Annotated in this window: 16 protein-coding genes, 2 pseudogenes and 1 riboswitch; of the genes and pseudogenes, 8 read left to right on the top strand and 10 right to left on the bottom strand. The window is 70.2% G+C overall.

Annotation, left to right across the window (positions count from 1 at the left end; translation table 11 throughout):
* Positions 1-97: 97 nt before the first annotated feature.
* A riboswitch (cobalamin riboswitch) is annotated at positions 98-288 on the top strand.
* A gap of 107 nt (positions 289-395) precedes the next feature.
* From cobG to cobJ, 4 genes and pseudogenes are all read left to right on the top strand, one after another.
* A pseudogene (cobG, locus tag LXE91_RS13910) lies at positions 396-1,759 on the top strand (precorrin-3B synthase).
* Entirely contained in the window at positions 1,752-2,378 is a 627-nt protein-coding gene (locus tag LXE91_RS13905) for a precorrin-8X methylmutase (protein WP_039355026.1), read from the top strand. The pseudogene cobG and the gene LXE91_RS13905 overlap by 8 nt, the downstream one beginning before the upstream one ends.
* A complete protein-coding gene (locus LXE91_RS13900) occupies positions 2,375-3,109 on the top strand; it encodes a precorrin-2 C(20)-methyltransferase (RefSeq protein ID WP_039355028.1) in 735 nt (244 codons plus the stop codon). Before LXE91_RS13905 ends, LXE91_RS13900 begins: the two co-directional genes overlap by 4 nt.
* The gene (gene cobJ / locus LXE91_RS13895) at positions 3,106-4,833 is read left to right on the top strand and encodes a precorrin-3B C(17)-methyltransferase (protein ID WP_046196758.1); all 1,728 of its coding nucleotides are present in this window, start codon (positions 3,106-3,108) and stop codon (positions 4,831-4,833) included. The genes LXE91_RS13900 and cobJ overlap by 4 nt, the downstream gene beginning before the upstream one ends.
* Before the next feature lie 6 nt (positions 4,834-4,839).
* Here cobJ and LXE91_RS13885 read toward each other — a convergent pair.
* Positions 4,840-6,046 (bottom strand): annotated as a pseudogene (locus tag LXE91_RS13885) (MFS transporter).
* Between the two features lie 94 nt (positions 6,047-6,140).
* Between LXE91_RS13885 and LXE91_RS13880 the strand changes: the two are divergent.
* A complete protein-coding gene (locus tag LXE91_RS13880; RefSeq protein WP_039358567.1) occupies positions 6,141-7,043 on the top strand; it encodes a LysR substrate-binding domain-containing protein in 903 nt (300 codons plus the stop codon).
* A gap of 259 nt (positions 7,044-7,302) precedes the next feature.
* Entirely contained in the window at positions 7,303-8,658 is a 1,356-nt protein-coding gene (locus LXE91_RS13875) for a chitinase (RefSeq protein WP_039358570.1), read from the top strand.
* Between the two features lie 93 nt (positions 8,659-8,751).
* Here LXE91_RS13875 and LXE91_RS13870 read toward each other — a convergent pair whose 3' ends face one another.
* From LXE91_RS13870 to LXE91_RS13860, 3 genes are read right to left on the bottom strand one after another with little or no spacing between them, the layout of a single operon-like run.
* The gene (locus tag LXE91_RS13870; RefSeq protein ID WP_039358572.1) at positions 8,752-9,495 is read right to left on the bottom strand and encodes an IclR family transcriptional regulator; all 744 of its coding nucleotides are present in this window, start codon (positions 9,493-9,495) and stop codon (positions 8,752-8,754) included.
* A gap of 60 nt (positions 9,496-9,555) precedes the next feature.
* Positions 9,556-10,722, bottom strand: a complete 1,167-nt coding sequence (locus LXE91_RS13865; protein ID WP_039358576.1) for an acyl-CoA dehydrogenase family protein — start codon at positions 10,720-10,722, stop codon at positions 9,556-9,558.
* Between the two features lie 19 nt (positions 10,723-10,741).
* Positions 10,742-11,905 (bottom strand): CaiB/BaiF CoA transferase family protein, encoded by a 1,164-nt coding sequence (locus LXE91_RS13860; protein ID WP_039358579.1) that lies wholly within the window; start codon positions 11,903-11,905, stop codon positions 10,742-10,744.
* A 274-nt stretch (positions 11,906-12,179) separates the two neighbouring features.
* Between LXE91_RS13860 and LXE91_RS13855 the strand changes: the two genes are divergently transcribed.
* Both LXE91_RS13855 and LXE91_RS13850 read left to right on the top strand, forming a co-directional pair.
* Positions 12,180-12,440 (top strand): hypothetical protein, encoded by a 261-nt coding sequence (locus tag LXE91_RS13855; RefSeq protein WP_039358582.1) that lies wholly within the window; start codon positions 12,180-12,182, stop codon positions 12,438-12,440.
* A gap of 150 nt (positions 12,441-12,590) precedes the next feature.
* Positions 12,591-13,013 carry an NUDIX hydrolase gene (locus tag LXE91_RS13850; RefSeq protein WP_039358584.1) on the top strand — a complete coding sequence of 141 codons (423 nt, stop codon included), beginning with the start codon at positions 12,591-12,593 and terminating at the stop codon, positions 13,011-13,013.
* Between the two features lie 21 nt (positions 13,014-13,034).
* Here the strand turns inward: LXE91_RS13850 and LXE91_RS13845 are convergent, their stop codons facing one another.
* The 6 genes from LXE91_RS13845 to cobN form a co-directional block, all read right to left on the bottom strand.
* A complete protein-coding gene (locus LXE91_RS13845; protein ID WP_039358586.1) occupies positions 13,035-13,361 on the bottom strand; it encodes a low molecular weight protein tyrosine phosphatase family protein in 327 nt (108 codons plus the stop codon).
* Between the two features lie 31 nt (positions 13,362-13,392).
* Positions 13,393-13,965, bottom strand: coding sequence for a DUF1993 domain-containing protein (locus tag LXE91_RS13840; protein ID WP_039358588.1), 573 nt, complete (start codon positions 13,963-13,965; stop codon positions 13,393-13,395).
* Between the two features lie 174 nt (positions 13,966-14,139).
* Positions 14,140-14,592, bottom strand: a complete 453-nt coding sequence (locus LXE91_RS13835) for a YaiI/YqxD family protein (protein ID WP_039358591.1) — start codon at positions 14,590-14,592, stop codon at positions 14,140-14,142.
* 61 nt (positions 14,593-14,653) lie between these two features.
* Positions 14,654-15,262 carry a vWA domain-containing protein gene (locus LXE91_RS13830; protein WP_039358593.1) on the bottom strand — a complete coding sequence of 203 codons (609 nt, stop codon included), beginning with the start codon at positions 15,260-15,262 and terminating at the stop codon, positions 14,654-14,656.
* A 68-nt stretch (positions 15,263-15,330) separates the two neighbouring features.
* Entirely contained in the window at positions 15,331-16,416 is a 1,086-nt protein-coding gene (locus LXE91_RS13825; protein ID WP_039358596.1) for a magnesium chelatase ATPase subunit I, read from the bottom strand.
* The gene (gene cobN, locus LXE91_RS13820) at positions 16,413-20,222 is read right to left on the bottom strand and encodes a cobaltochelatase subunit CobN (RefSeq protein WP_039358599.1); all 3,810 of its coding nucleotides are present in this window, start codon (positions 20,220-20,222) and stop codon (positions 16,413-16,415) included. The genes LXE91_RS13825 and cobN overlap by 4 nt, the downstream gene beginning before the upstream one ends.
* Positions 20,223-20,227: the final 5 nt, after the last annotated feature.

The raw sequence follows: 20,227 nt of genomic DNA, 5'->3' as shown, positions 1-20,227 counted from the left end.
ACCATTGACGCGACAGCGCAAAACCGGCTGCAGCCGTGCTGCGACGCGGTTGTGCGACACATCGCCGATGCCGGATCGTCCCGAAAATCGGGTATCCTACGGCCGTTCGTTCGCCGGTGCCCCTCGGGGCCGAAGAGGGAACACAGGGCGCGCCACGCGCCGCTGTGGCTGCCCCCGCAACTGTAGACAGCGAGCCGATCTCCCCCTCATGCCACTGGTTCCACCGGGAAGGCCGGGAGCCGGCGCCGACCTGTCAGCCAGGAGACCTGCCGGCCAGAAAGTGCGTGCGTGCCAGTCGGCGTCGGGCGGGGTGTACCGATGCGTTGGCCGCGGCGCGACACTGCCCCGGTACCCCGTTGAGTTCCGCCCCCGTTTCGATTCCTGCATCGCCCGTCATGCGCCCGTCGGCCTGCCCGGGGCTCGTGCGCGTGGTTGCGGCCGCCGACGGCGGACTGTGCCGGATCAAGCTGCCGGGCGGCCGGCTCGACGCGCGCCGGCGCGTGCGATCGCCGCCGCCGCGCGGGCATTCGGCTCCGGCGCGATCGACGCGACCAATCGCGCGAATCTCCAGCTGCGCGGCGTTCGCGACGGCGCGGCTAACGCGCTGACGCGCGCGTTGCTCGACGCGGGTCTCGGCCCGTCTGTCGACGCCACGTCGAATGCCGCCGCCGACGCGGCGGCGCTCGCCGCGAGCGACGACGTGCGCAACCTGATGCTCAGCCCGCTCGCCGGCCACGACCCCGCCGCGCTCGTCGACAGCCGCGCGCTCGCCGTGCCGCTCTTCGACATGCTGGCACGCGAGCCCCGCCGTGGCGAGTTGTCGCCGAAATTCTCGATCCAGCTCGACGGCGGCGAATCGGTTGCGGCGCTCGATCATCCGCACGACATCTGGCTGGCCGCCTGGCGTCGCGGCGACGGCGCGATGCGTATCGCAGCCGGGCTGGCCGGCTGCCCGCCGGTTGCGCACGACGACCCGCCCGCTTCGGTCGATGTCGCGCCCGATCAAGTCGCTGCGCTGGTTCGCGCGCTGCTGCTCGCGTTTCTCGATCTCGCACCGGCGGACGTCACGCGGCTACGCGCGCTGCTCGCCACCTGCAGCGAACACGCGTTGCTGGAGCGCGCGCAGCATTACCTGCCCTTCCCGCTTGCAGCCGATCCGGCGCTCGCCGGCTGGCGCCGCACGCGCACCGACCCGACGCTGCGTTTCGGCGTGCGCCCGTCGCTCGATGCGGCGCGCTGCAACGTCGGCGCCCAATTCGTGCTCGGCCGGCTCGATGCGACCCAACTGGAACGGCTCGCCGCGCTGGCCGAAGCCGACGGTGACGGCACGCTGTCGATGACGCCATGGCAAGGCGTGTTCCTGCATGACGTATCGCGCGTACGCGCACCGGCCACGCTCGATGCGCTCGCGTCGCTCGGCCTCGTCTGCGCGTCGTCCGACCCGCTCGCGACGCTCGTCGCGTGCACCGGCAGCGCGGGCTGCGCGAAGGCGCGCGCCGACACGAAGCACGACGCACTCGCGCTCGCCGCCCGCATCGGCCACGCAGTCGACGTGCACCTGACCGGTTGCGAGCGCCACTGCGCGCTGCCGCATCCCGCGACGCACACGCTCGTCGCGGTTGCGCCCGCGCACTACGACCTTTACCGGCGCGACGCCGCTGCGGGCCTCGGCGCCCCGCTCGCGCGCCATCTGACGATTGACCAGGCCGCGGCCCGACTGACGGGCGCGCGGCACAGCCAGGACACCACCGATGCTTGACTACATTCGCGACGGGCAGGAAATCTACCGCCAGTCGTTCGCGACGATCCGCGCCGAGGCCGACCTGTCGCAGGTTCCGCCCGACCTCGAGAAACTCGCGGTGCGCGTGATCCATGCGTGCGGGATGGTCGACGTCGTCTACGACCTGCGCTTCTCGGCCGGCGCCGGCACGGCGGGCCGCACGGCGCTCGCGGCCGGCGCGCCGATCCTGTGCGACGCGAGGATGGTCGCCGAAGGCATCACGCGCGCGCGGCTGCCGGCCGACAACCGCGTGATCTGCACGCTCGGCGAGCCCGAGGTGCCCGATCTCGCGCGGCATCTCGGCAACACGCGCTCGGCCGCCGCGCTCGAGCTGTGGCGTCCGCATCTCGAGGGCAGCGTCGTCGTGATCGGCAATGCGCCGACCGCGCTGTTCCACCTGCTCGACATGATCGACGCCGGCGCGCCGCGCCCCGCGCTGATCCTCGGTTTCCCGGTCGGCTTCATCGGTGCGGCCGAATCGAAGGCGCTGCTCGATGCCGACAGCCGCGGCGTGCCGTACGTCGCGCTGCTCGGCCGGCGCGGCGGCAGCGCGATGGCGGCGGCGGCGGTCAACGCCCTCGCGACGGAGGTCGAATGAGTACCGCGCGCGGACGCCTGTTCGGGGTCGGTGTCGGCCCCGGCGACCCCGAACTGATGACGATCAAGGCGCTGCGCGTGCTGCAGGCCGCGCCCGTGGTCGCGTACTTCGTCGCGAAGGGCAAGAAAGGCAATGCGTACGGGATCGTCGAAGCGCACCTGCAGGACGGGCAGACGCAACTGCCGCTCGTCTATCCGGTGACGACCGAGGCATTGCCGCCGCCGCTGTGCTACGAGACGGTGATCGCCGACTTCTACGACACGGCCGCCGGGATCGTGGCTGCGCATCTCGACGCGGGGCGCGACGTCGCGGTGATCTGCGAAGGCGACCCGTTCTTCTACGGCTCGTACATGTACCTGCACGACCGCCTCGCGCCGCGCTACGACACCGAGGTGATCCCCGGCGTGTGTTCGATGCTCGGCGGCACCGCGGTGCTCGGTCAACCGCTCGTCTATCGCAACCAGAGCCTGTCGGTGCTGTCGGGCGTGCTGCCCGAGCCCGAACTGCGCGAACGGCTCGCGCGGGCCGACGCGGCCGTCGTGATGAAGCTCGGCCGCAATTTCGACAAGGTGCGGCGGGTGCTCGACGAACTGGGGCTCGCGAAGCGCGCGCTGTATGTCGAGCGCGCGACGATGGCGAGCCAGCGCATCGTGCCGCTCGACGAAGTCGATCCGATGGCGTCGCCGTATTTCTCGCTGCTCGTCGTGCCGGGGGAAAAATGGCAAGGATGACGACTCCGCCCGCGATCGTGATTCTCGGCGCGGGCGCGCTCGATACCGCGCGGCGCATCCAGGCGCGCTATCCCGGGGCGCTCGTGCATGGCCTTGCGTCGCGCGTAGCGACCGACGTGCCGTTCGACGATCTCGGCGCCCACCTGCGTGAACTCTATGCGCGCGGCCTGCCGATCGTCGCGCTGTGCGCGGCCGGCATCGTGATCCGCTGCATCGCCCCGGCGCTTGCCGACAAGGGCGTCGAGCCGCCCGTGCTCGCGGTGGCGGAAGACGGCTCGGCGGTCGTGCCGCTGCTCGGCGGGCTGACGGGCGTGAACGTGATCGCGCGGGAAATCGCCGCATGCGTCGGCGTTGCGCCGGCGATCACGACGAGCGGCGAACTGCGCTTCGGCGCGTGCGTGCTCAATCCGCCGGAAGGCTATGCGCTTGCCGATCTCGGCCAGGGCAAGCGCTTCGTGTCCGACTTGCTCGCAGGCGCGTCGACGCGTATCGACGGCGCGGCGCCGTGGCTCGACGATGTCGCGCTGCCGCGCGACGATGCGGCCATGCATGCGATCCGCGTAACCCCCGATGCATGGCGCGGTGCGCGCGACGAACTCGTGATTCACCCGCGCAGCGTGGTGGTCGGCGTCGATGCGCTGGCTATCCACGCGGATGAAGCGCTTGCCGCACGCATCGATGCCGCGCTCGATTCGCAAGGTCTCGCACGACTGGCGCTCGTGGCCATCGTTGCGCCCGCATCGGAAATCGGCAATGCCGTGCTGGAAAGAGCCGCGCAAACGCTCGACGTGCCGCTGCGCTTCGTCGATGCCGGAACCGACGCTGACGCTGATGCTGACTCAACCGATGATGCGGCCACCCTGCTCGGCCGCGCGTTGCGCGTCGCACATACGCTGCGCGCCACGACGAACGGCATCGCATGCGCGGTCGCGTCGCATCCCGTCGATCCCGCCACGCTCGGCCGTGCGCGCGGCCGCCTGACGGTGCTCGGCCTCGGCCCGGGCGACGCTGAATGGCTCACGCCGGCCGCGCGCGCCGCGCTTGCGGACGCAACCGACATCCTCGGCTACACGACCTACGTGAACATGGCCGGCCCGTTCCGCGACGACCAGCGCGTGCACGGCACCGACAATCGCGAAGAGATGCAGCGCGCACGCCATGCGTTCGAACTCGCGGCCGAGGGCCGACGCGTCGCGGTCGTGTCGTCGGGCGACCCGGGTGTGTTCGCGATGGCCGCGGCCGTGCTCGAAGCACTCGACGAAGCGCGCGATCCGCACTGGGCCGCGGTCGACCTGCGCATCGAACCCGGCATCTCGGCGTCGCTCGCGACGGCCGCTCAGGCCGGCGCGCCGCTCGGCCACGACTTCTGCGCGATCTCGCTGTCGGACAACCTGAAGCCGTGGGACGTGATCGAGAAGCGCCTGAGCCATGCGGCACAGGCCGATCTCGTGATGGCGTTCTACAACCCGATCTCGCGTGCGCGGCCGTGGCAGCTCGATCGTGCGCTCGATGTCGTGCGCACGCACCGCCACGCCGATACGGTGGTCGTGCTCGGCCGCGACATCGGCCGGCCGGGCGCGACGCTCACGACGACGACGCTCGGCGCGCTGCGTAGCGATCAGGTCGACATGCGCACGATGGTGATCATTGGTTCGTCGACGACGCGGCGCTTCGTGATCGGCAACGCACGCGAGTGGGTCTATACGCCGCGCTGGTATCGCTGAACCGGGTCAGCGCATCGGCGTGACGCTGCGTGCGTCGGCCTGCGCGGTGCCGGCTGCGCCGTCGGCATGCCAGAACCGGTACACGAGCACGCCGACGATCGCCTGCGCCGCGACCACGAACGCGACGCAACCGGCCCATCCCCACCGATGCCAGCCGGGCACCGGCAGGATCGAGCCGAGGCTGCCGCCGAAGTAATAGCAGGACAGGTAGATGCCGATCGCCGTCGAGCGTGCGTTCGACGCCGCCTGCGAGATGAACGTGTTGGCCGACGCCTGTTCGACGAACACGGCGGTCGAACTGAGCGCGAGGCCGGCCGGATCACCGGCACGTTGTCGGACAGCGTGAGCAGCGCCCCGCCGATCGCGAGCGCGGCCGCGGCAAGCCCGGCGCGCGCGGGCCGCGATGCCGCGCGAGGCGCCCCGCCAGCGGGGTCACGACCACCGCCACCAGAAACACCCCGTAGATCGCGCCGATCCCGACCGTGCCGAAGCCGAACGGCGCGCCGGCCAGGCGCAGGCCGACGAACGTAAACGTCGCGACCTGCGACGCGAGCACGCATGCGCCGATCGCGAACGACGCGAGCAGCGGGCCACGCGTGACGATGCGCCAGGACGGCCCCGCGCCGCCATCCGCATCGTGCTCGACGTGCCGCGCGATCCCGCCGGACGCCGGCAGGCTCGCGTAGATTGCGATGCCCGTGACGAGACACAGCGCCGCGACGACGTCGAGCGCATGCCGCCAGCCCCAGATCGACGTCATCAGGTTGGTCGCGAAGCGGCCGGCGAAACCGCCGAGCGTCGTGCCGGCGACGAACAGCGCGCTGATCTCGGCCGACGTGCCGCGATCGAAGCGCTCGGCGATATAGGCGATCGACAGCGCGAAAATGAACGGCATGACGAGGCCGGCTGCAAAGCGCGCGCCGAGAAACGACGCGAAACTCCCCGCATGCGCGGACCACACGACCGGCAGCGCGACGGCCACCGCCGCGAGCGAGATCGCGACGCGCCGCTCGATGCGCGCGGCCAGCACGCCGACGAACGGCGCGATAATGGCGACGGCCGTCGTGGTGGCGCTCACGCCCTGCCCCGCGCGCTCCGCGCTGACACCGAAGGTGCCCGCGAGTTCGTGCAGGATGCCCTGCGTCGAATACAGATTGAGAAACGCGGCGAAGCCGCAGAGAAAGAACGCGATGCGCGTGGTCCTGTCGTTCATCGGAGCGGCCTGTTCGTCGATGCCGACAGTCTGACGAGTGCGCCGCAGGCACGCCAATACCGTTTTCAACGTCATTGATACCGGAACCACAACAATGCTCGACCTGCGCCGCCTCCGCTATTTCGTGGTCGTCGCCGACGAACTGCACTTCGGCCGCGCGGCGTTGCGCCTGCGGGTCGCGCAGCCGCCGCTGACGCGCCATATCGCCGCGCTGGAAAGCGAGCTCGGCGTCCGGCTGTTCGAACGTTCGACGCGCGCGGTGCGGCTGACGCCGGAAGGCGCCGCGTTCCTCGACCATGCGCGCAACGTCGTCAGCGCGGCCGCCGAGGCCGAGGCGAGCGCGCGCAAGATCGCGCAGGGCATCGCCGGGCGCATCGTGATCGGCTATGCGAGTTCGATTCCGATGTCCGACACGTTCCCGGACGTCATCCGCGTCGCGAGCCGGACGATGCCCGACGTCGAACTCGCGTTTCGTGAGGCGGCGACCGCGAGCCAGCGCCAGCAGATTGCGGACGGCACGATGGACATCGGTTTCGGCTGGGCGTGGGACGGTGCGCCCGGCGTGCCGGTGGCGTCGCTGGTCGTGTCGCGTGAACCGCTCGTCGCGGCCGTGCCGGCCGGCGATCCGCTCGCGGGCCGTGCGAGCGTCGACGTCGCGGAGCTTGCGAACGCAACCTTCGTCACCTTTCCGCCCGGTTACGGCTCGGCACTGACTGCGGCGCTGGACGACCTGTGCGCGCAAGCCGGATTCGCGCCGCGGATCGGCGCGACCGCCGCGCAGATCACGACGCTCGTGTCGCTGGTGGCCGCCGAGCGCGGCATCGCGATCGTGCCGGGCTTCACGGCCACGCTGCAGCGTCCGGGCGTCGTCTACGTGCCGCTCGCCGGCACGCGCGCGGTCGAGCAGATCGTGTCGTGGAACGAGCCGTTCGCGTCGGCGTGCGTCGAGCGCTTCGTCGCACTGGCACGCTCGCTCGTGCAGCCGCCATCGGCCTGATGCGTCGCGAACGACGCGCGTGAGGCCACGCGCGATCGGCACGATCGATCGGAAAAAACACCCGCATCACGCATTCCGCAACTGTGTCGAATCGGCAAGATCGTTACGTATCGGGAATCAAATAACAAAAAGAACTCCTGACCATTCACTATTCGACGCGAATCCTCCAAGATGGGCACGCCGCCGGCCGGGCATGCCCGGTCGCCCGACCGGCGGCGATACGCAGGCCAGCGTATCCCTCTTCCACTTGGAGAACACAATGAACAACAATGTGTTGCCGCGTTTCGTTCCGCGGGCGTTTGCCGCGGGTTGTCTGCTCGCGATCGCGAGCGTGTCGCACGGTGCCGGCGTCTATGCGCCCTACGTCGACGTGACGCTCTATCCGACACCGCTCGTCGACCAGATCGGCGTGCGCCAGGGTATCCAGCAGTTCACGCTCGCGTTCGTGGTCGCGGGCAACGGTTGCGTGCCGTCGTGGGGCGGCGTGCAGCCGATCGGCAACGGCGCGAGCGGCGGGCTACTGACCGCGCTCTCGACGTCGATCGCGAGTTATCGCGCGAAAGGCGGCGAAGTCGCCGTGTCGTTCGGCGGTGCGAACGGCACGCCGCTGATGCAGGCATGCTCGACGGTCCCCGCGCTGGCGAGCGCGTACCAGACCGTGATCGACACGTACGGCCTCACGCACATCGACTTCGACATCGAAGGCGCGTCGCAAACCGACACGGCCGCGGTCGCACGCAACTTCCAGGCGGTCACGCAGCTGCAGGCGAGCTATGCGGCGAAAGGCAAGTCGCTGCGCGTCACGTTGACGCTGCCGACGATGCCGACCGGGCTCACGCAGGACGGCGTAAACGTCGTCAACGCGGCCATCGCGAACAGGACCACGTTCGACGCGGTCAACGTGATGGCGATGGACTACGGCCCCGCGAACCTCGACATGGGCGCCGCCGCGATCAGCGCCGCGCAGGCGCTGTACTCGCAACTCGATACCGCGTTCAAGTCGGCCGGCCAGCCGAAGACCAACGCGCAGCTCTGGCAGATGGTCGGCGTCACGCCGATGATCGGCGCGAACGACGTGCAGGGCGAAACCTTCACGCTCGCGAATGCGCAGACCGTGCTGAACGCGGCCGTCGCGAACGGCTACGGTTTCTTCGGCAACTGGTCGGTCGGCCGCGATCAGGCATGCCCGTCCGGCGGTACGTATGCGTCGCCGACCTGCTCGGGCGTCGCGCAGCAGCCGTACGCGTTCGCGACGATCTTCAAGCAGCTCGACGGCAAGTGGGGCGCGGGCGTCACGCAGGATCCGAACTACGGCGGCGGCTCGAACGGCGGCACGCCGCAGCCGGGCGCGCCCTGGTCGGCCGGCCAGGTCTATACGGCCGGCGCGACGGTCACCTACCAGGGCACGACGTACCAGGCGCAATGGTGGACGCAGGGCGACGTGCCCGGCCAGGCCGCCGTGTGGAAGGCGGTGGGCGGCGGCACGGCCACGTGGTCGGCGACCACCGCGTATTCAGGCGGCACCTGCGTGATGTACCAGGGCGCGAAATACTGCGCGAAATGGTGGACGCAAGGCGACAACCCGAGTGCGGGCGGTGTGTGGGTGAAGTCGTGATGCGGCGGAACGGCCGTCGCTAGGCTTCAGGCCTGTGCATCTGGGGCCGTTCACGGCGATCGCCAGTACCGGATCGCCGGCGGACGGCCCGCCCTAGCCGTGCGCGTGCTCGGCCAGCAGTCTGGCCTTCGCGTCGACGAGCAGCGCGGCATGCATGTCGCGCTGCTGGCGAATCCGCTCGGTCGGCCCGACCACGGATAGCCCGTACCAGTCGCCGTCGAGCGTCAGCGCGACCGCAATGGCTGACAGCTCGGGCGCGCTCTCGCCGACGTTCTCGGCCCAGCCGACTTCGCGAAACCGGGCGGTTTGCGCGACGAGCGCGGGCAGATCCGCCACCGTCGCATCGGTGAGGCGTTCGAACGGCAGCTGCATGCCGAGCGCCTGCTGCGCGTCGCTCGCCAGTTCCGCGAAAATTGCCTTGCCGATCGAGTTCGCATGCAGCGGGCGCAGTTCGCCCGGCGCGCGCGTGTAGCGGATCGCCTGCTCCGATTCGACGACGTCGAGATACGTGACCGATACGCCCTGGATCTTGCCGAGCACGGCCGTCTCGTGGCTCGCGTCGCGCAGTGCGACGAGATGCGGATGGACGATGTCGACGACCGGATCGGTCGCGTCGATTGCGGCGGCGATCGTCTGCAGGCGGCGCGTCGGGTAGTAGCCACCGCGCTTGCGCACTTCGTACAGGTAGCCGCGGCTCACGAGCGTGCGCGCCATCGCGAGGCAGCTCGACGCCGGCACGTTGAGCAGGCGCGCGAGTTCGGTGAGCGGCAGCGGCCGCCGTTCGGCGGCGAACAGCTCGAACAGGTCGAGCGTGCGGGCAACGAGTTTGACGTCCATGACGAGCGCTTGAATCGGAACGGGAAACCGCGCACCGGGCCGGCCGCCGGGTCGGTACGGTCAGTACGACTTCGGCAGCCCGAGCACCTTCTCCGCGATGTAGCACAGGATCAGTTGCGGACTCACGGGTGCGAGCCTCGGAATCATACACTCGCGCAGGTAGCGCTCGACATGGTATTCCTTCGCGTAGCCCATCCCGCCGTGCGTCGCGACCGCCGTCTGGCACGCGTGGAACGCGGCTTCCGCGCCGAGGTATTTCGCGGCGTTGGCCTCCGCGCCGCACGACTGCCCCGCGTCGTAGCGCGTCGCGGCCTTCATCACCATCAGCCACGCGGCCTCGAGCTGCATCCACGCCTGCGCGAGCGGATGCTGGATCGACTGGTTCTGCCCGATCGGCCGGCCGAACACGACGCGCTCGCACGCATACTGCGTCGCGCGCCGCAGCGCAGCCTGCCCGAGCCCGATCGCCTCCGCGGCGATCAGGATCCGTTCGGGATTCAGCCCGTGCAGCAGGTAGCGGAAACCGTCGCCTTCGTGGCCGATCAGGTCGCCTTCCGGCACGCGCAGGTCGTCGATGAACAGCATGTTCGAATCGACCGCCTTGCGGCCCATCTTGTCGATCTCGCGCACCTCGACACGCGAGCGGTCGAGATCGGTATAGAACAGGCTCAGCCCGTCGGTCGGCTTCGCGACCTGGTCGAGCGGCGTCGTGCGCGCGATGATCAGCATCTTGTTCGCGACCTGCGCGGTCGAGATCCAGATCTTGCGCCCGCTCAGCAGGTAATGGTCGCCGTCGCGGCGCGCCTGCGTGCTCAGGTGCGTGGTGTCGAGGCCCGCATCGGGCTCCGTCACCGCGAAGCACGCCTTGTCGCGCCCGGCGATCAACGGCGGCAGGAAGCGCGCCTTCTGCGCGTCGGTGCCGAACACCTGCACCGGGTTCAGCCCGAAGATGTTCATGTGGACGGCCGACGCACCAGAAAGGCCGGCGCCCGATGCGCTGATCGTGCGCATCATCAGCGCGGCCTCGGTCATCCCGAGCCCGGCGCCGCCGTGGGCCGGATCCATCGCGATGCCGAGCCAGCCGGCCTCGGCGAGCGCCGCGTGGAAATCGGCCGGAAACCCGCCCGCGCGATCGCGTTCGAGCCAGTAGTCGTCGCCGAAGCGCGCGCAGATTTTCTCGATCGCGCTTTCGATCGCGCGCTGGTCATCGGTCAGGTCGAACTGCATGGCATGCCCTCCCGTCCAGTCAGTCCTGGCGTATGTCGTGATCGTTGCCTGCGTCGGCGAACACCTGCCCCGCATGTTCGTTCAGCGCGGGCGGCGGCCGCCGGTACGTGGCCGGCGTGCGGCCGAGCTTGATCGGCGACGCGATGCCGCGATGCCGGCCCAGCTCGACCTTCATCTGCCGATGCGCGACATGCGGATGGTCGAGCGCCGCATCGAGCCCGAGCACCGGTGCGCACGGCACGCCGCGGCGCATCAGCTGCTCGGCGAGCGCCGCGCCGTCGTGTCCGGCCAGCGCCGTTTCGAGCAGCGTGCGCAGCGCGGCACGGTTCGCGCTGCGCGCGCGGTTGTCCGCGAAACGCGGATCGTCGAGCCAGTCGCGCGTGCCGAGCACGTCGCACAAGCCCGCGAACTGCCCGTTGTTGCCGACCGCCAGAAAGATGTCGACGCCCGCCGTCGGAAAGCTGTCGTACGGCGTGATGTTCGGATGCGCATTGCCGGTGCGCACGGGTGCCTTCCCCGAATGGAAGAAGTTCGGCGTATGCGGATGCAGGATCGACAGCGCGCAGTCGAACAACGTCGATTCGACGAACTGGCCGCGGCCGCTCGCATCGCGCTCGCGCAGTGCCATCAGCAGGCCGAGCGCCGCGTTCAGCCCGGTGACGAGATCGACGATCGGCACGCCGACCCGCAGCGGCGCGCCACCGGCTTCGCCATTGACGCTCATCAGCCCCGTGAGCGCCTGCACGGCCGCGTCGTAGCCGGGCAGCCCGCCCAGCGGGCCGTCCGCGCCGAAGCCCGATACACGGCAATGAACGAGGCGCGGAAACCGCGCATGCAGCACGTCGAAGCCGAGGCCCCAGCGCTCCATCGTGCCGATCTTGAAGTTCTCGACGATGGCGTCCGCATGTTCGAGCAGGCCGAGCAGCCGCTCGCGGTCGGCCGGTTGCGTCAGGTCGAGCGCGATGCCGAGCTTGTTGCGGTTCACGCCGAGGAAGTACGACGCGGTGTCGCCGTCGAACGGCGGGCCCCAGGCGCGCGTCTCGTCGCCGGACGGCGGTTCGACCTTGATCACCTCCGCGCCGTGATCGGCCAGGATCTGCGTGGCATAGGGGCCACCCAGCACCCGCGACAGATCGATGATGCGCAATCCCGCCAGCGCGCCCTGCTGCTCGTGTCCCACCATGCGTCCCGCTCCTGGTTCCGGTTGATCGGCCTGCCGGCCCCGGTGGTCCCGCGCCTGCGGCGCGATCTTCCGGATTCGGCAAATAATTCTTGTGCGTGAATTTATATTCACACTCAGGAATTACATTGTCAACTCCGGCGGTACGCTGAGGCGGAGCGGACGACGACGCCGCGCGCAAGTGGGGCGGCACCCGGCACGGGCCGGTTGCGGCGGCGCGCCGCCTTTCGTAAGCTGGCGGGCAATCTTCATCTCAAAACAATCGGACGGATCATTCATGAAACGGATGTTGCTCGCGGCCTTCGTGCTGGCGTCGACGCTGGGCGTCGGACATGCGCAGACCCAGACGTACCATTTCGGCGAAGGACAGACCGGGATGCCGGGTGGCGCGCCGCAGTCGGCCTCACCGGCCGCACGGCCCGCGCCCGCGCGGCGGCACGTCACGTCGCCGCCGTCCCACCATCGGCGCGCGGTTCACAAACGCCGCCAGCCGCGCCACGCGAAGCCCGCGCGCAGCGGCATCTATACGCACGCGTGACCCGGCGGTCGTCCCGCGAAGGCGTGCATGGAACTGTCATGAACGACCGCTAAGATCGCTACGGGTGCCTGTACGCCGCTGTAGCCTGCTGCCGGGCAACGCGCCGCCGACACGCAATTTCTCCACGATTCAGCACCTGTTTTACCGAACATGAGTACCGGGCCGGACACTCTCGCCGTCATCAAGGAACGCGCCACGATCGTGTGCCGTCAGCGCAGCAGCGTGCTGCTGGTTGCCCGCGTCGCGTCGCGCTGGTCGCTGCCGGGCGGCACGATCCGGCGTGGCGAAACGCCGCTCGATGCCGCATTGCGGGAGCTTGCCGAGGAAACCCGGCTGGAGGGGCTCGCGCTCGACTACGCAGTGCAGTTCGGCGGGCTGACGAAACTTCATCACGTGTTCGTGGCCGACGTGCCGGCGCACCTGACGCCGCGCGCGAGCAACGAGATCGCCCGCTGCAAGTGGTTCACCGTCGACCGGCTCGACACGCTGCGTGCGAGCGTGCCGACGCGCAAGATCATCGAGCTGCTGCGTCTCGACGGTTTTTCGGCGATCGCGAACGGCCGGCTGCGCTGACGTCGATAGCGCCTGCTCTGGTCACGCGCGCAGCAACGGGCCGGCCTTGCGTTCGAGCAAGGTGACGAGTTCCGGCTGCATGTATGCATAGCGGTCGGGAATGTCGAGGCAGACGATCTTCTTGTGCCGCAGATGCGCGCCGAATTGCGCCGCCAGCCGCGCCTGGTGCGCGCGCTCCATCACGAATACGACGTCGGCCCAGTCGAGCTGCTCGGCGGACACGCGCGTGTCCGCATCGGGGGCGAGGCCCGCCGAGTCGGTTTCGACGCCCGGCCATGCTGCGAACACCGCTTCGGCCGTCGGGCTGCGCAGCCGGTTGCGGCTGCAGAGGAAGAGTGCCCGCGTCATGTCGCTTCGCAGAGGCCCGACGCCTGCCCGATCAACCTTGCGGAATCGTGCCCGGCCGGACGTACGCGAGCATGTGCGGCACGTAGTCGGCCTTGCCGAGTTCGACGCCCTGGTGGCGCAGGATCGCGTACGCGGTGATCGCGTGGAAGTAGAACTGCGGCAGCGCCCAGTCGCGCGCGTACTGTTCGCCCGTCATGTCGAACGCGATCCCGTTCGGCAACTCAAGCGCGATCGGCAGCGCGGCACCGCCATCGAGCGCATCCGGCGCGAGGTCGCCGAGAAACGTGAGCGTGCCGGCGATGATCGCCTGCGCATCGGCGAGCGTGCCGGGCTGCGCATCCGCATTCCATCCCGCCTCGCGCAATGCGAGCAGTGCGTCCGGCAGCGGCTCGCCGCGCAGCCGGTGGACGGGCTCCATCGCCTGGAAGCACGAGAAGCGCGCCTGTGCCGCGAGCGGATACATGTCGGGCGCCAGCTTCAGCAACATCGCCGCGTCGGGCGCGTCGCCCGCGGCCTGCCGATGTGCGGCGGCCTTGTCGAGCCACGCGGACTGCGCGCGCAGCATCTGGGTGAAGGTCGGAACGAGGAGTTGAGTCGGTGACACGCGTGCGCTCCTATGCTGTGTTGTGGTTTTTGCCACGATAGCAGCGCAGGGACAAACCTGCATCCCCGCCTGTGGGGCACGCGCGATTCGATGCGGATTCGGTGAGGTAGCGCATGGCGCGCAGGCGCAGCCCCACGCAGGGCGATCACGACACGTGGCCGCAGCGACGCAACCTCAAGGCTTGCCGTGCCGCGCCAGGAACCGGTCGAACTGCGACGCAAACGCCTTGCCGTCGCGTGCGCTGAACGGCGCCGGGCCGCCCGTATCGATGCCCGCGCTGCGCAACTGGTCCATCATCGCGCGCGTCGACAGGCGTTCCTCGATGTTCTCGCGGCTGAACCAGTTGCCGCGTGGGTCGAGCGCATGCGCGCCCTTGTCGAGCACGGCGGCGGCCAGCGGGATGTCGGCGGTGATCACGAGGTCGCCCGCTTCCACCAGCTCGACGATGCGCGCATCGGCCACGTCGAAGCCGGCCGGCACCTGCACCGCCTTGATGAATGGCGATGGCGGCGTGCGCAGAAACTGGTTCGCGACCAGCGTCACGCGGATTTCGGCACGACGCGCGGCGCGAAACAGCATGTCCTTGATGACGGCGGGACACGCGTCGGCATCGACGAGTACTTGCATGGCGGGGTTTTCCAATGGGTTGAAGCAGAAGCGGCGATCATAGCGCACCGCCGGCCGGCCATCAGCCGGCGCGGCCCGTGCACAGCGCGTCGGCCGTCACCCACTGCGCGCCCCACGCGTCGGCCAGCCGCGCGCCCTGCCCGATCCGCACGGCCGCATCGTCGAAGTCGACGAACACGACGTGATCGGCCGCCGCGGGTTTCGCGGGCATCTCGCGCGTGCGTCCGTCGGACAGCACCCACAGCCAGCGCTGTGTGGCCGGCTCACGCCGCGCCGCGCGCGCGAGCAATTGCGCGGCGGCCGCGATGCCGTCCGCGAGCGGCGTACCGCCGCCGCCTTCGACCGGTTCGAGCCAGCGCGCATTCCACCAGCGCGGCACGGCCGGGCCGAAGCGCCGCACGGCGCCATGGCCGCCGAAGCAGATCAGCGCGGTTTCGACACGGTCGCGCGCGGCCTGGTCGAAATACGCGACGATCAGCCCCTTCGCCAACGCGAGCCGCGCGTGCGACAGCATCGACGCCGAACAGTCGAGCACGAAGCATTGCAGTGCGTGCGGCGTGCCGGCGTGTTTCCGGAAGCGCAGATGGTCGCGATGCAGCGCGCTGCCGCGTTTCGCGGCGAGCGTCGCGGGCCATGCCACGGCCGTGCCGGCGCGCACCGTGCCAGGCACGCGCGCGGCTGCGCCTGATTGCCATCGAGGACCGCGAACGGGGTTCGCGGCGGCGCCGGCTCGATGGCTCAGCGTTTTTTTAGCGGCAGCGGCACCACGCCCTTTACTTCGCGCAGCCCGGCCGGCTCGGGTGGCAGGTAGCCCCAGTCGCCCTGCGATGCGGTGGCATCGTTCTTCGCCATATCAGACGAATCGTCGGGGCGATCGTGCACATCGGGCACATCGGGCGCAGAGCGATCGTTGCGTTCGTCGTCGCGTTGCGGCGCGCCTGACGAGGGCGGCGCGCCCGCGTGGCGCCGGTGCCGCAGCACCGCGTCGGCCACCCGCTCGACATGCGACACCGTCACAGCGTCGGCCTGCTCCAGCGCGGCGAGCGTGCGCGCCGCGCGCAGCATCACGAGATCGGCACGCAGCCCGTCGACCGCCGCGGCGATGCACAGCGCGCTGACGCGCGCATGGACCGCATCGTCGAAATCGAGCGCCGCCAGCCGGGCGCGCGCCGCCTGAATGCGGCTGCCGAGTTCGCGCTGCGCGGATGCATGACGTGCGCGGAACGCATCCGGATCGAGATCGAACGCGAGCCGCGCCTTCACGATCCGCTCGCGCTGCGCGGCGTCGAAGCAGTTCTCCAGCTCGACCATCAACCCGAAGCGGTCGAGCAGTTGCGGACGCAGCTCGCCCTCCTCCGGATTCATCGTGCCGATGAGCACGAAGCGCGCATCGTGCGCGTGCGACACGCCATCGCGCTCGACGATGTTCACGCCGCTCGCGGCGACGTCGAGCAGTGTATCGACGAGCCCGTCGGCGAGCAGGTTCACTTCGTCGACATACAGCACGCCGAGATGCGCCCGCGCGAGCAGGCCCGGCCGGAAGCGCACGCCGTTTTCGGCGAGTGCATGCGCGAGATCGAGCGTCCCCGTCACCTGCTCGTCGCTCGCCGACAGCGGCAGCGTGACGAACTGCCCTTCGGGCAACAGCTCCGCGAGGCCGCGCGCCGCAGTCGATTTCGCGGTGCCGCGCGGCCCGCTCACGAGCACGCCGCCGAGCGACGGGTCGATCGCGGCGAGCAGCAGCGCCTGCTGCAACGCGTCCTGTGCGACCAGCGCCGCAAACGGAAAGACCGCGCGGGCGCGGTGCGTCGTCGGATCGGTCATCGCCGTCCTCCTTCCTGGAGTTGTTCGCTCGCGAGCCAGACCGCTTCGATCCGTTCGCGATAGTTGCCCGGCTGCTGCCACAAGCCGCGCTGCATCGCCTCGACGAAGCGTTCGCAGATGCCGTGCAGCGCCTTCGGATTGTGCCGCTCGAGGAACGCGCGGGTGGCGTCGTCGAACAGGTACGCGTCGGCGACGAGCGCGTACTGGTGGTCGGACAGCACGCGCGCGGTCGCGTCATAGCCGTACAGGTAGTCGACGGTCGCGGCCAGCTCGGCCGCGCCCTTGTAACCATGTCGCTTCACGCCGTCGAGCCATTTCGGGTTGACGACGCGCGAGCGGATCACGCGCGCGATTTCCTCGCGCAGCGTGCGCATCTTCGGCGCGGCCGGGTTCGCGTGGTCGCCGTGGTAGATGCTCGGCTGCTGCCCGGACAGGTGCCGCACGGCCGCCGTCATCCCGCCCTGGAACTGGTAGTAGTCGTTCGAATCGAGGATGTCGTGCTCGCGGCTGTCCTGGTTCTGCACGACGACGTCGATCGTCGCGAGCCGCTCGCCGAACACGTCGGCCCCGGCGTCGCCCGCGCTGTTCTGCGCGTACGCATGGCCGCCCCACTGGCGGTAGGCATCGGCGAGATCGGCGTCGGTCTGCCAGCGGCGCTGGTCGATCAGGTCCTGCAGGCCCGCGCCGTAGCTGCCCGGCCGCGCGCCGAACACGCGCCAGCCGGCGCGGCGCCGCGCTTCGTCCGGCGCCACGCCCTGCGCCACCCATTTCTCGCGTTCGCGCTCGATGCGCGCGCGGATCGGGTTCAGCGCCTCGGGCTCGTCGAGCGCGGCCACCGCCTGCACGGCCGCGTCGAACAGGTGCATCAGGTTCGGGAACGCGTCGCGGAAGAAGCCCGACACGCGCAGCGTCACGTCGATGCGCGGCCGGTCGAAGATCTCGATCGGCAGGATCTCGAAGTCGGTCACGCGGTGGCTGCCGTGCGCCCATTTCGGCCGCACGCCGAGCAGCGCGAACGCCTGCGCGATGTCGTCGCCGCCGGTGCGCATCGTGGCCGTGCCCCAGACCGACAGGCCGATCGCGCGCGGATAGTCGCCGTGATCCTGCAGATGGCGCTCGATCAGCTGCTGCGCGGATTTCAGGCCGAGCGACCACGCGGCCTGCGTCGGCACCGCACGCGTGTCGACCGAGTAGAAATTGCGGCCGGTCGGCAGTACGTCGGGGCGGCCGCGCGACGGCGAGCCGCTCGGCCCCGGCGGCACGAAGCGGCCGTCGAGCCCGCGCAGCAGCTGGCGCATTTCCTCGCCGCCGCACGCATCGAGCGCGGGCAACAGCGTCGCGCGGACGCGTTCGATGACGGCGAGCGTATGCGGCCAGTCGCCGGGCGGCGGCGTGCCGGTGCACGTGTCGCGGCCGTCGGCTGCGCACAGCCCGTCGAGCCATTGCTGCGCGAGCCGTTCGAGCCGCTCGCGTGTATCGCCCGCATGGCGCCACGGCGATGCGTCGAGCGCCTGCAGGACCGCCGGACGCGGGCCGACCCACGGCGCGGCCCAGTCGGCCGCGAGCGGATCGAAGTCATCGCCGAGCGCGAGATCGCGTGCGAGCGCGCCGATCAGCCCGGCGCGCGCCCCCTTGCCGTCGCCGACCGGAAAACGCGCGAGCGCGAGCAGCGTGTCGCGACGCTGGCGCTCGGCCGGCGATTCGCCGAACACGTGCAGCCCGTCGCGGATCTGCGCTTCCTTCAGTTCGCACAGCCACGCGTCGACGCGGGTGAGCAGCGCATCCTCGTCGCCCGCGTCGCGCGGCGGCGACACGCTCAGTTCGTCGTGCAGCCGATGCTCGGCGATCGTCGCGAGGATCGTCTTGCGCAGCAGCTTCGCGCGCCGCGCATCGACCATCAGCGCTTCGTAGTATTCGTCGACCTGCCGTTCGAGATCCTGCAACGGACCGTAGTTTTCCGCGCGGGTGAGCGGCGGCATCAGGTGATCGACGATCACGGCCTGCGCGCGGCGCTTCGCCTGGCTGCCCTCGCCCGGATCGTTGACGATGAACGGATACAGGTGCGGCAGCGGCCCGAGCGTGAGGTCGGGCCAGCACGCGTCGGACAGCGCGACGCTCTTGCCCGGCAGCCATTCGAGGTTGCCGTGCTTGCCGAGGTGGATGACCGCGTCGATGCGATACGCATCGCGCAGCCAGAAATAGAACGCGAGATACGCATGCGGCGGCACGAGATCCGCGTCGTGATAGCTCGCGTAGTCGTTCTCGCCGCGCGAGCGCGACGGCTGGATGCCGACGAACACGTTGCCCGCGCGCCAGCCGGCGATCGTGAAGCGCCCTTGCCGCAGCGTCGGGTCGGCTTCGGGCGGACCCCAGCGTTCGTTCAGCGCATCGCGCACGGCCGCCGGCAGCCGCGCGAAACGCGCGACGTAGTCGGCCAGCGGGAAGCTCTGGAATGCGGGGCGCAACGCATGCACGGCCGCGTCGTTGGTCACGCCTTCGGTGAGCCGCGCGATCAGCGCGCCGCCGTCGGGCGGCAGGTCGGCCACCGTGTAGCCCGCGTCGCGCAGCGCCGCGAGCACGCGCAGCGCGGACGCCGGCGTGTCGAGCCCAACGCCGTTGCCGATGCGCCCTTCGCTTTGCGGATAGTTCGCGAGAATCAGCGCGACGCGCTTGTCGGCGTGGTCGAGCGTGCGCAGCCGGCACCAGCCGCGCGCAAGCGCCGCGACGAACGCGATCCGCTCGGCGTCCGGCTGGTAGCGCACGACGTCGACCTCGGTGTGCGGGCAGCGGTACGCGAGCCCCTTGAAGCTCACCGCGCGCGTGACGATGCGCCCGTCGACCTCGGGCAGCGCGATATGCATCGCGATGTCGCGCGCATGCAGGCCCTGGTTGTCGGCCACCCACGCGTCGCGATTGCCGCCGGACAGGATCACCTGCAATACCGGCGCGTCGCCGGCGAGCACGTCGTGCTCGGGGCTGTCGATTGCGCCCGCCGCGAACGCGGTCGTGTTCAGCACGAGCGCGACGTCGTGCGTGTCGCAGAGCTGCGTGATGACTTCGCGGCTGACCGCGTCCTTCAACGACGTGACCGCGATCGGCAGCGGATTCAGCCCTTCGTCGACGAGCGCGTCGGCCAGTGCATCGAACACGGCCGTGTTTGCCGCCTGCCAGTGCGCGCGATAGAACAGGATAGCGACGACGGGCGCGCCGGGCGTCCAGCGCGGCCGCCAGTCGTCGACGCTCGCGCGGTCGCGCGCCGGGTGATACAGCGCGGCGGCCGGCAGCGGGCGCGGCGGTTCGGGTTCGTCGCCGAACCCGAGCGTGTGGAAGGCGATGCTGCGCAACAGCGCCTCGGCGTTGTGCACGCCACCCTCACGCAGGTAGCGCCACCACAGCCGGCACAGGTCGGGCGCGACGGTGCTTTTCGCGACGAGGTTCGGGTCTTCCTGCAGGTCGCCCGAGAACATCGCGAGCTGCTGCCCGCGCTTCGACGCGAGCGACACGGCCTGCTCGATCCCGTACGGCCAGTACGCCTCGCCGCCGAGATGATCGATCACGACCGACTTCGCATGCTGCAGCACGTCGTCGACGTAGAAATCGACCGACGCCGGCTGCCGCAGGAACGTGACGTTCGCGAGCCGCACGCTCGGGAACCCGGCCGGCAGGCGCGGCACGACGCTCGCGAGGAGCGACAGCGTCGTGTCGGCCGAACTGAGGATCACGATGTCGGCCGGTTGCTGGTCGATCCGGACGACGCCCTGCGTATCGTCGACGAAGCCGCCCGGCGTGGTGCGCAGCAGATGCATCGTGC

The organism is Burkholderia contaminans (assembly GCF_029633825.1).
Classification (GTDB): Bacteria; Pseudomonadota; Gammaproteobacteria; order Burkholderiales; family Burkholderiaceae; genus Burkholderia; species Burkholderia contaminans.
This window is presented reverse-complemented; position numbering and strand designations above follow the sequence as displayed.

Bases quoted from the DNA above. Each gene is read 5' to 3' on its own strand.
- LXE91_RS13855 (WP_039358582.1), top strand. From the start codon at position 12,180: ATGAAACGGATGTTGCTCGCGGCCTTCGTGCTGGCGTCGACGCTGGGC.
- LXE91_RS13880 (WP_039358567.1), top strand. From the start codon at position 6,141: ATGCTCGACCTGCGCCGCCTCCGCTATTTCGTGGTCGTCGCCGACGAA.
- LXE91_RS13905 (WP_039355026.1), top strand. From the start codon at position 1,752: ATGCTTGACTACATTCGCGACGGGCAGGAAATCTACCGCCAGTCGTTC.
- LXE91_RS13825 (WP_039358596.1), bottom strand. From the start codon at position 16,416: ATGACCGATCCGACGACGCACCGCGCCCGCGCGGTCTTTCCGTTTGCG.
- LXE91_RS13850 (WP_039358584.1), top strand. From the start codon at position 12,591: ATGAGTACCGGGCCGGACACTCTCGCCGTCATCAAGGAACGCGCCACG.
- cobJ (WP_046196758.1), top strand. From the start codon at position 3,106: ATGACGACTCCGCCCGCGATCGTGATTCTCGGCGCGGGCGCGCTCGAT.
- LXE91_RS13875 (WP_039358570.1), top strand. From the start codon at position 7,303: ATGAACAACAATGTGTTGCCGCGTTTCGTTCCGCGGGCGTTTGCCGCG.
- cobN (WP_039358599.1), bottom strand. From the start codon at position 20,222: ATGCATCTGCTGCGCACCACGCCGGGCGGCTTCGTCGACGATACGCAG.
- LXE91_RS13900 (WP_039355028.1), top strand. From the start codon at position 2,375: ATGAGTACCGCGCGCGGACGCCTGTTCGGGGTCGGTGTCGGCCCCGGC.
- LXE91_RS13870 (WP_039358572.1), bottom strand. From the start codon at position 9,495: ATGGACGTCAAACTCGTTGCCCGCACGCTCGACCTGTTCGAGCTGTTC.
- LXE91_RS13835 (WP_039358591.1), bottom strand. From the start codon at position 14,592: ATGCAAGTACTCGTCGATGCCGACGCGTGTCCCGCCGTCATCAAGGAC.
- LXE91_RS13860 (WP_039358579.1), bottom strand. From the start codon at position 11,905: ATGGTGGGACACGAGCAGCAGGGCGCGCTGGCGGGATTGCGCATCATC.
- LXE91_RS13845 (WP_039358586.1), bottom strand. From the start codon at position 13,361: ATGACGCGGGCACTCTTCCTCTGCAGCCGCAACCGGCTGCGCAGCCCG.
- LXE91_RS13865 (WP_039358576.1), bottom strand. From the start codon at position 10,722: ATGCAGTTCGACCTGACCGATGACCAGCGCGCGATCGAAAGCGCGATC.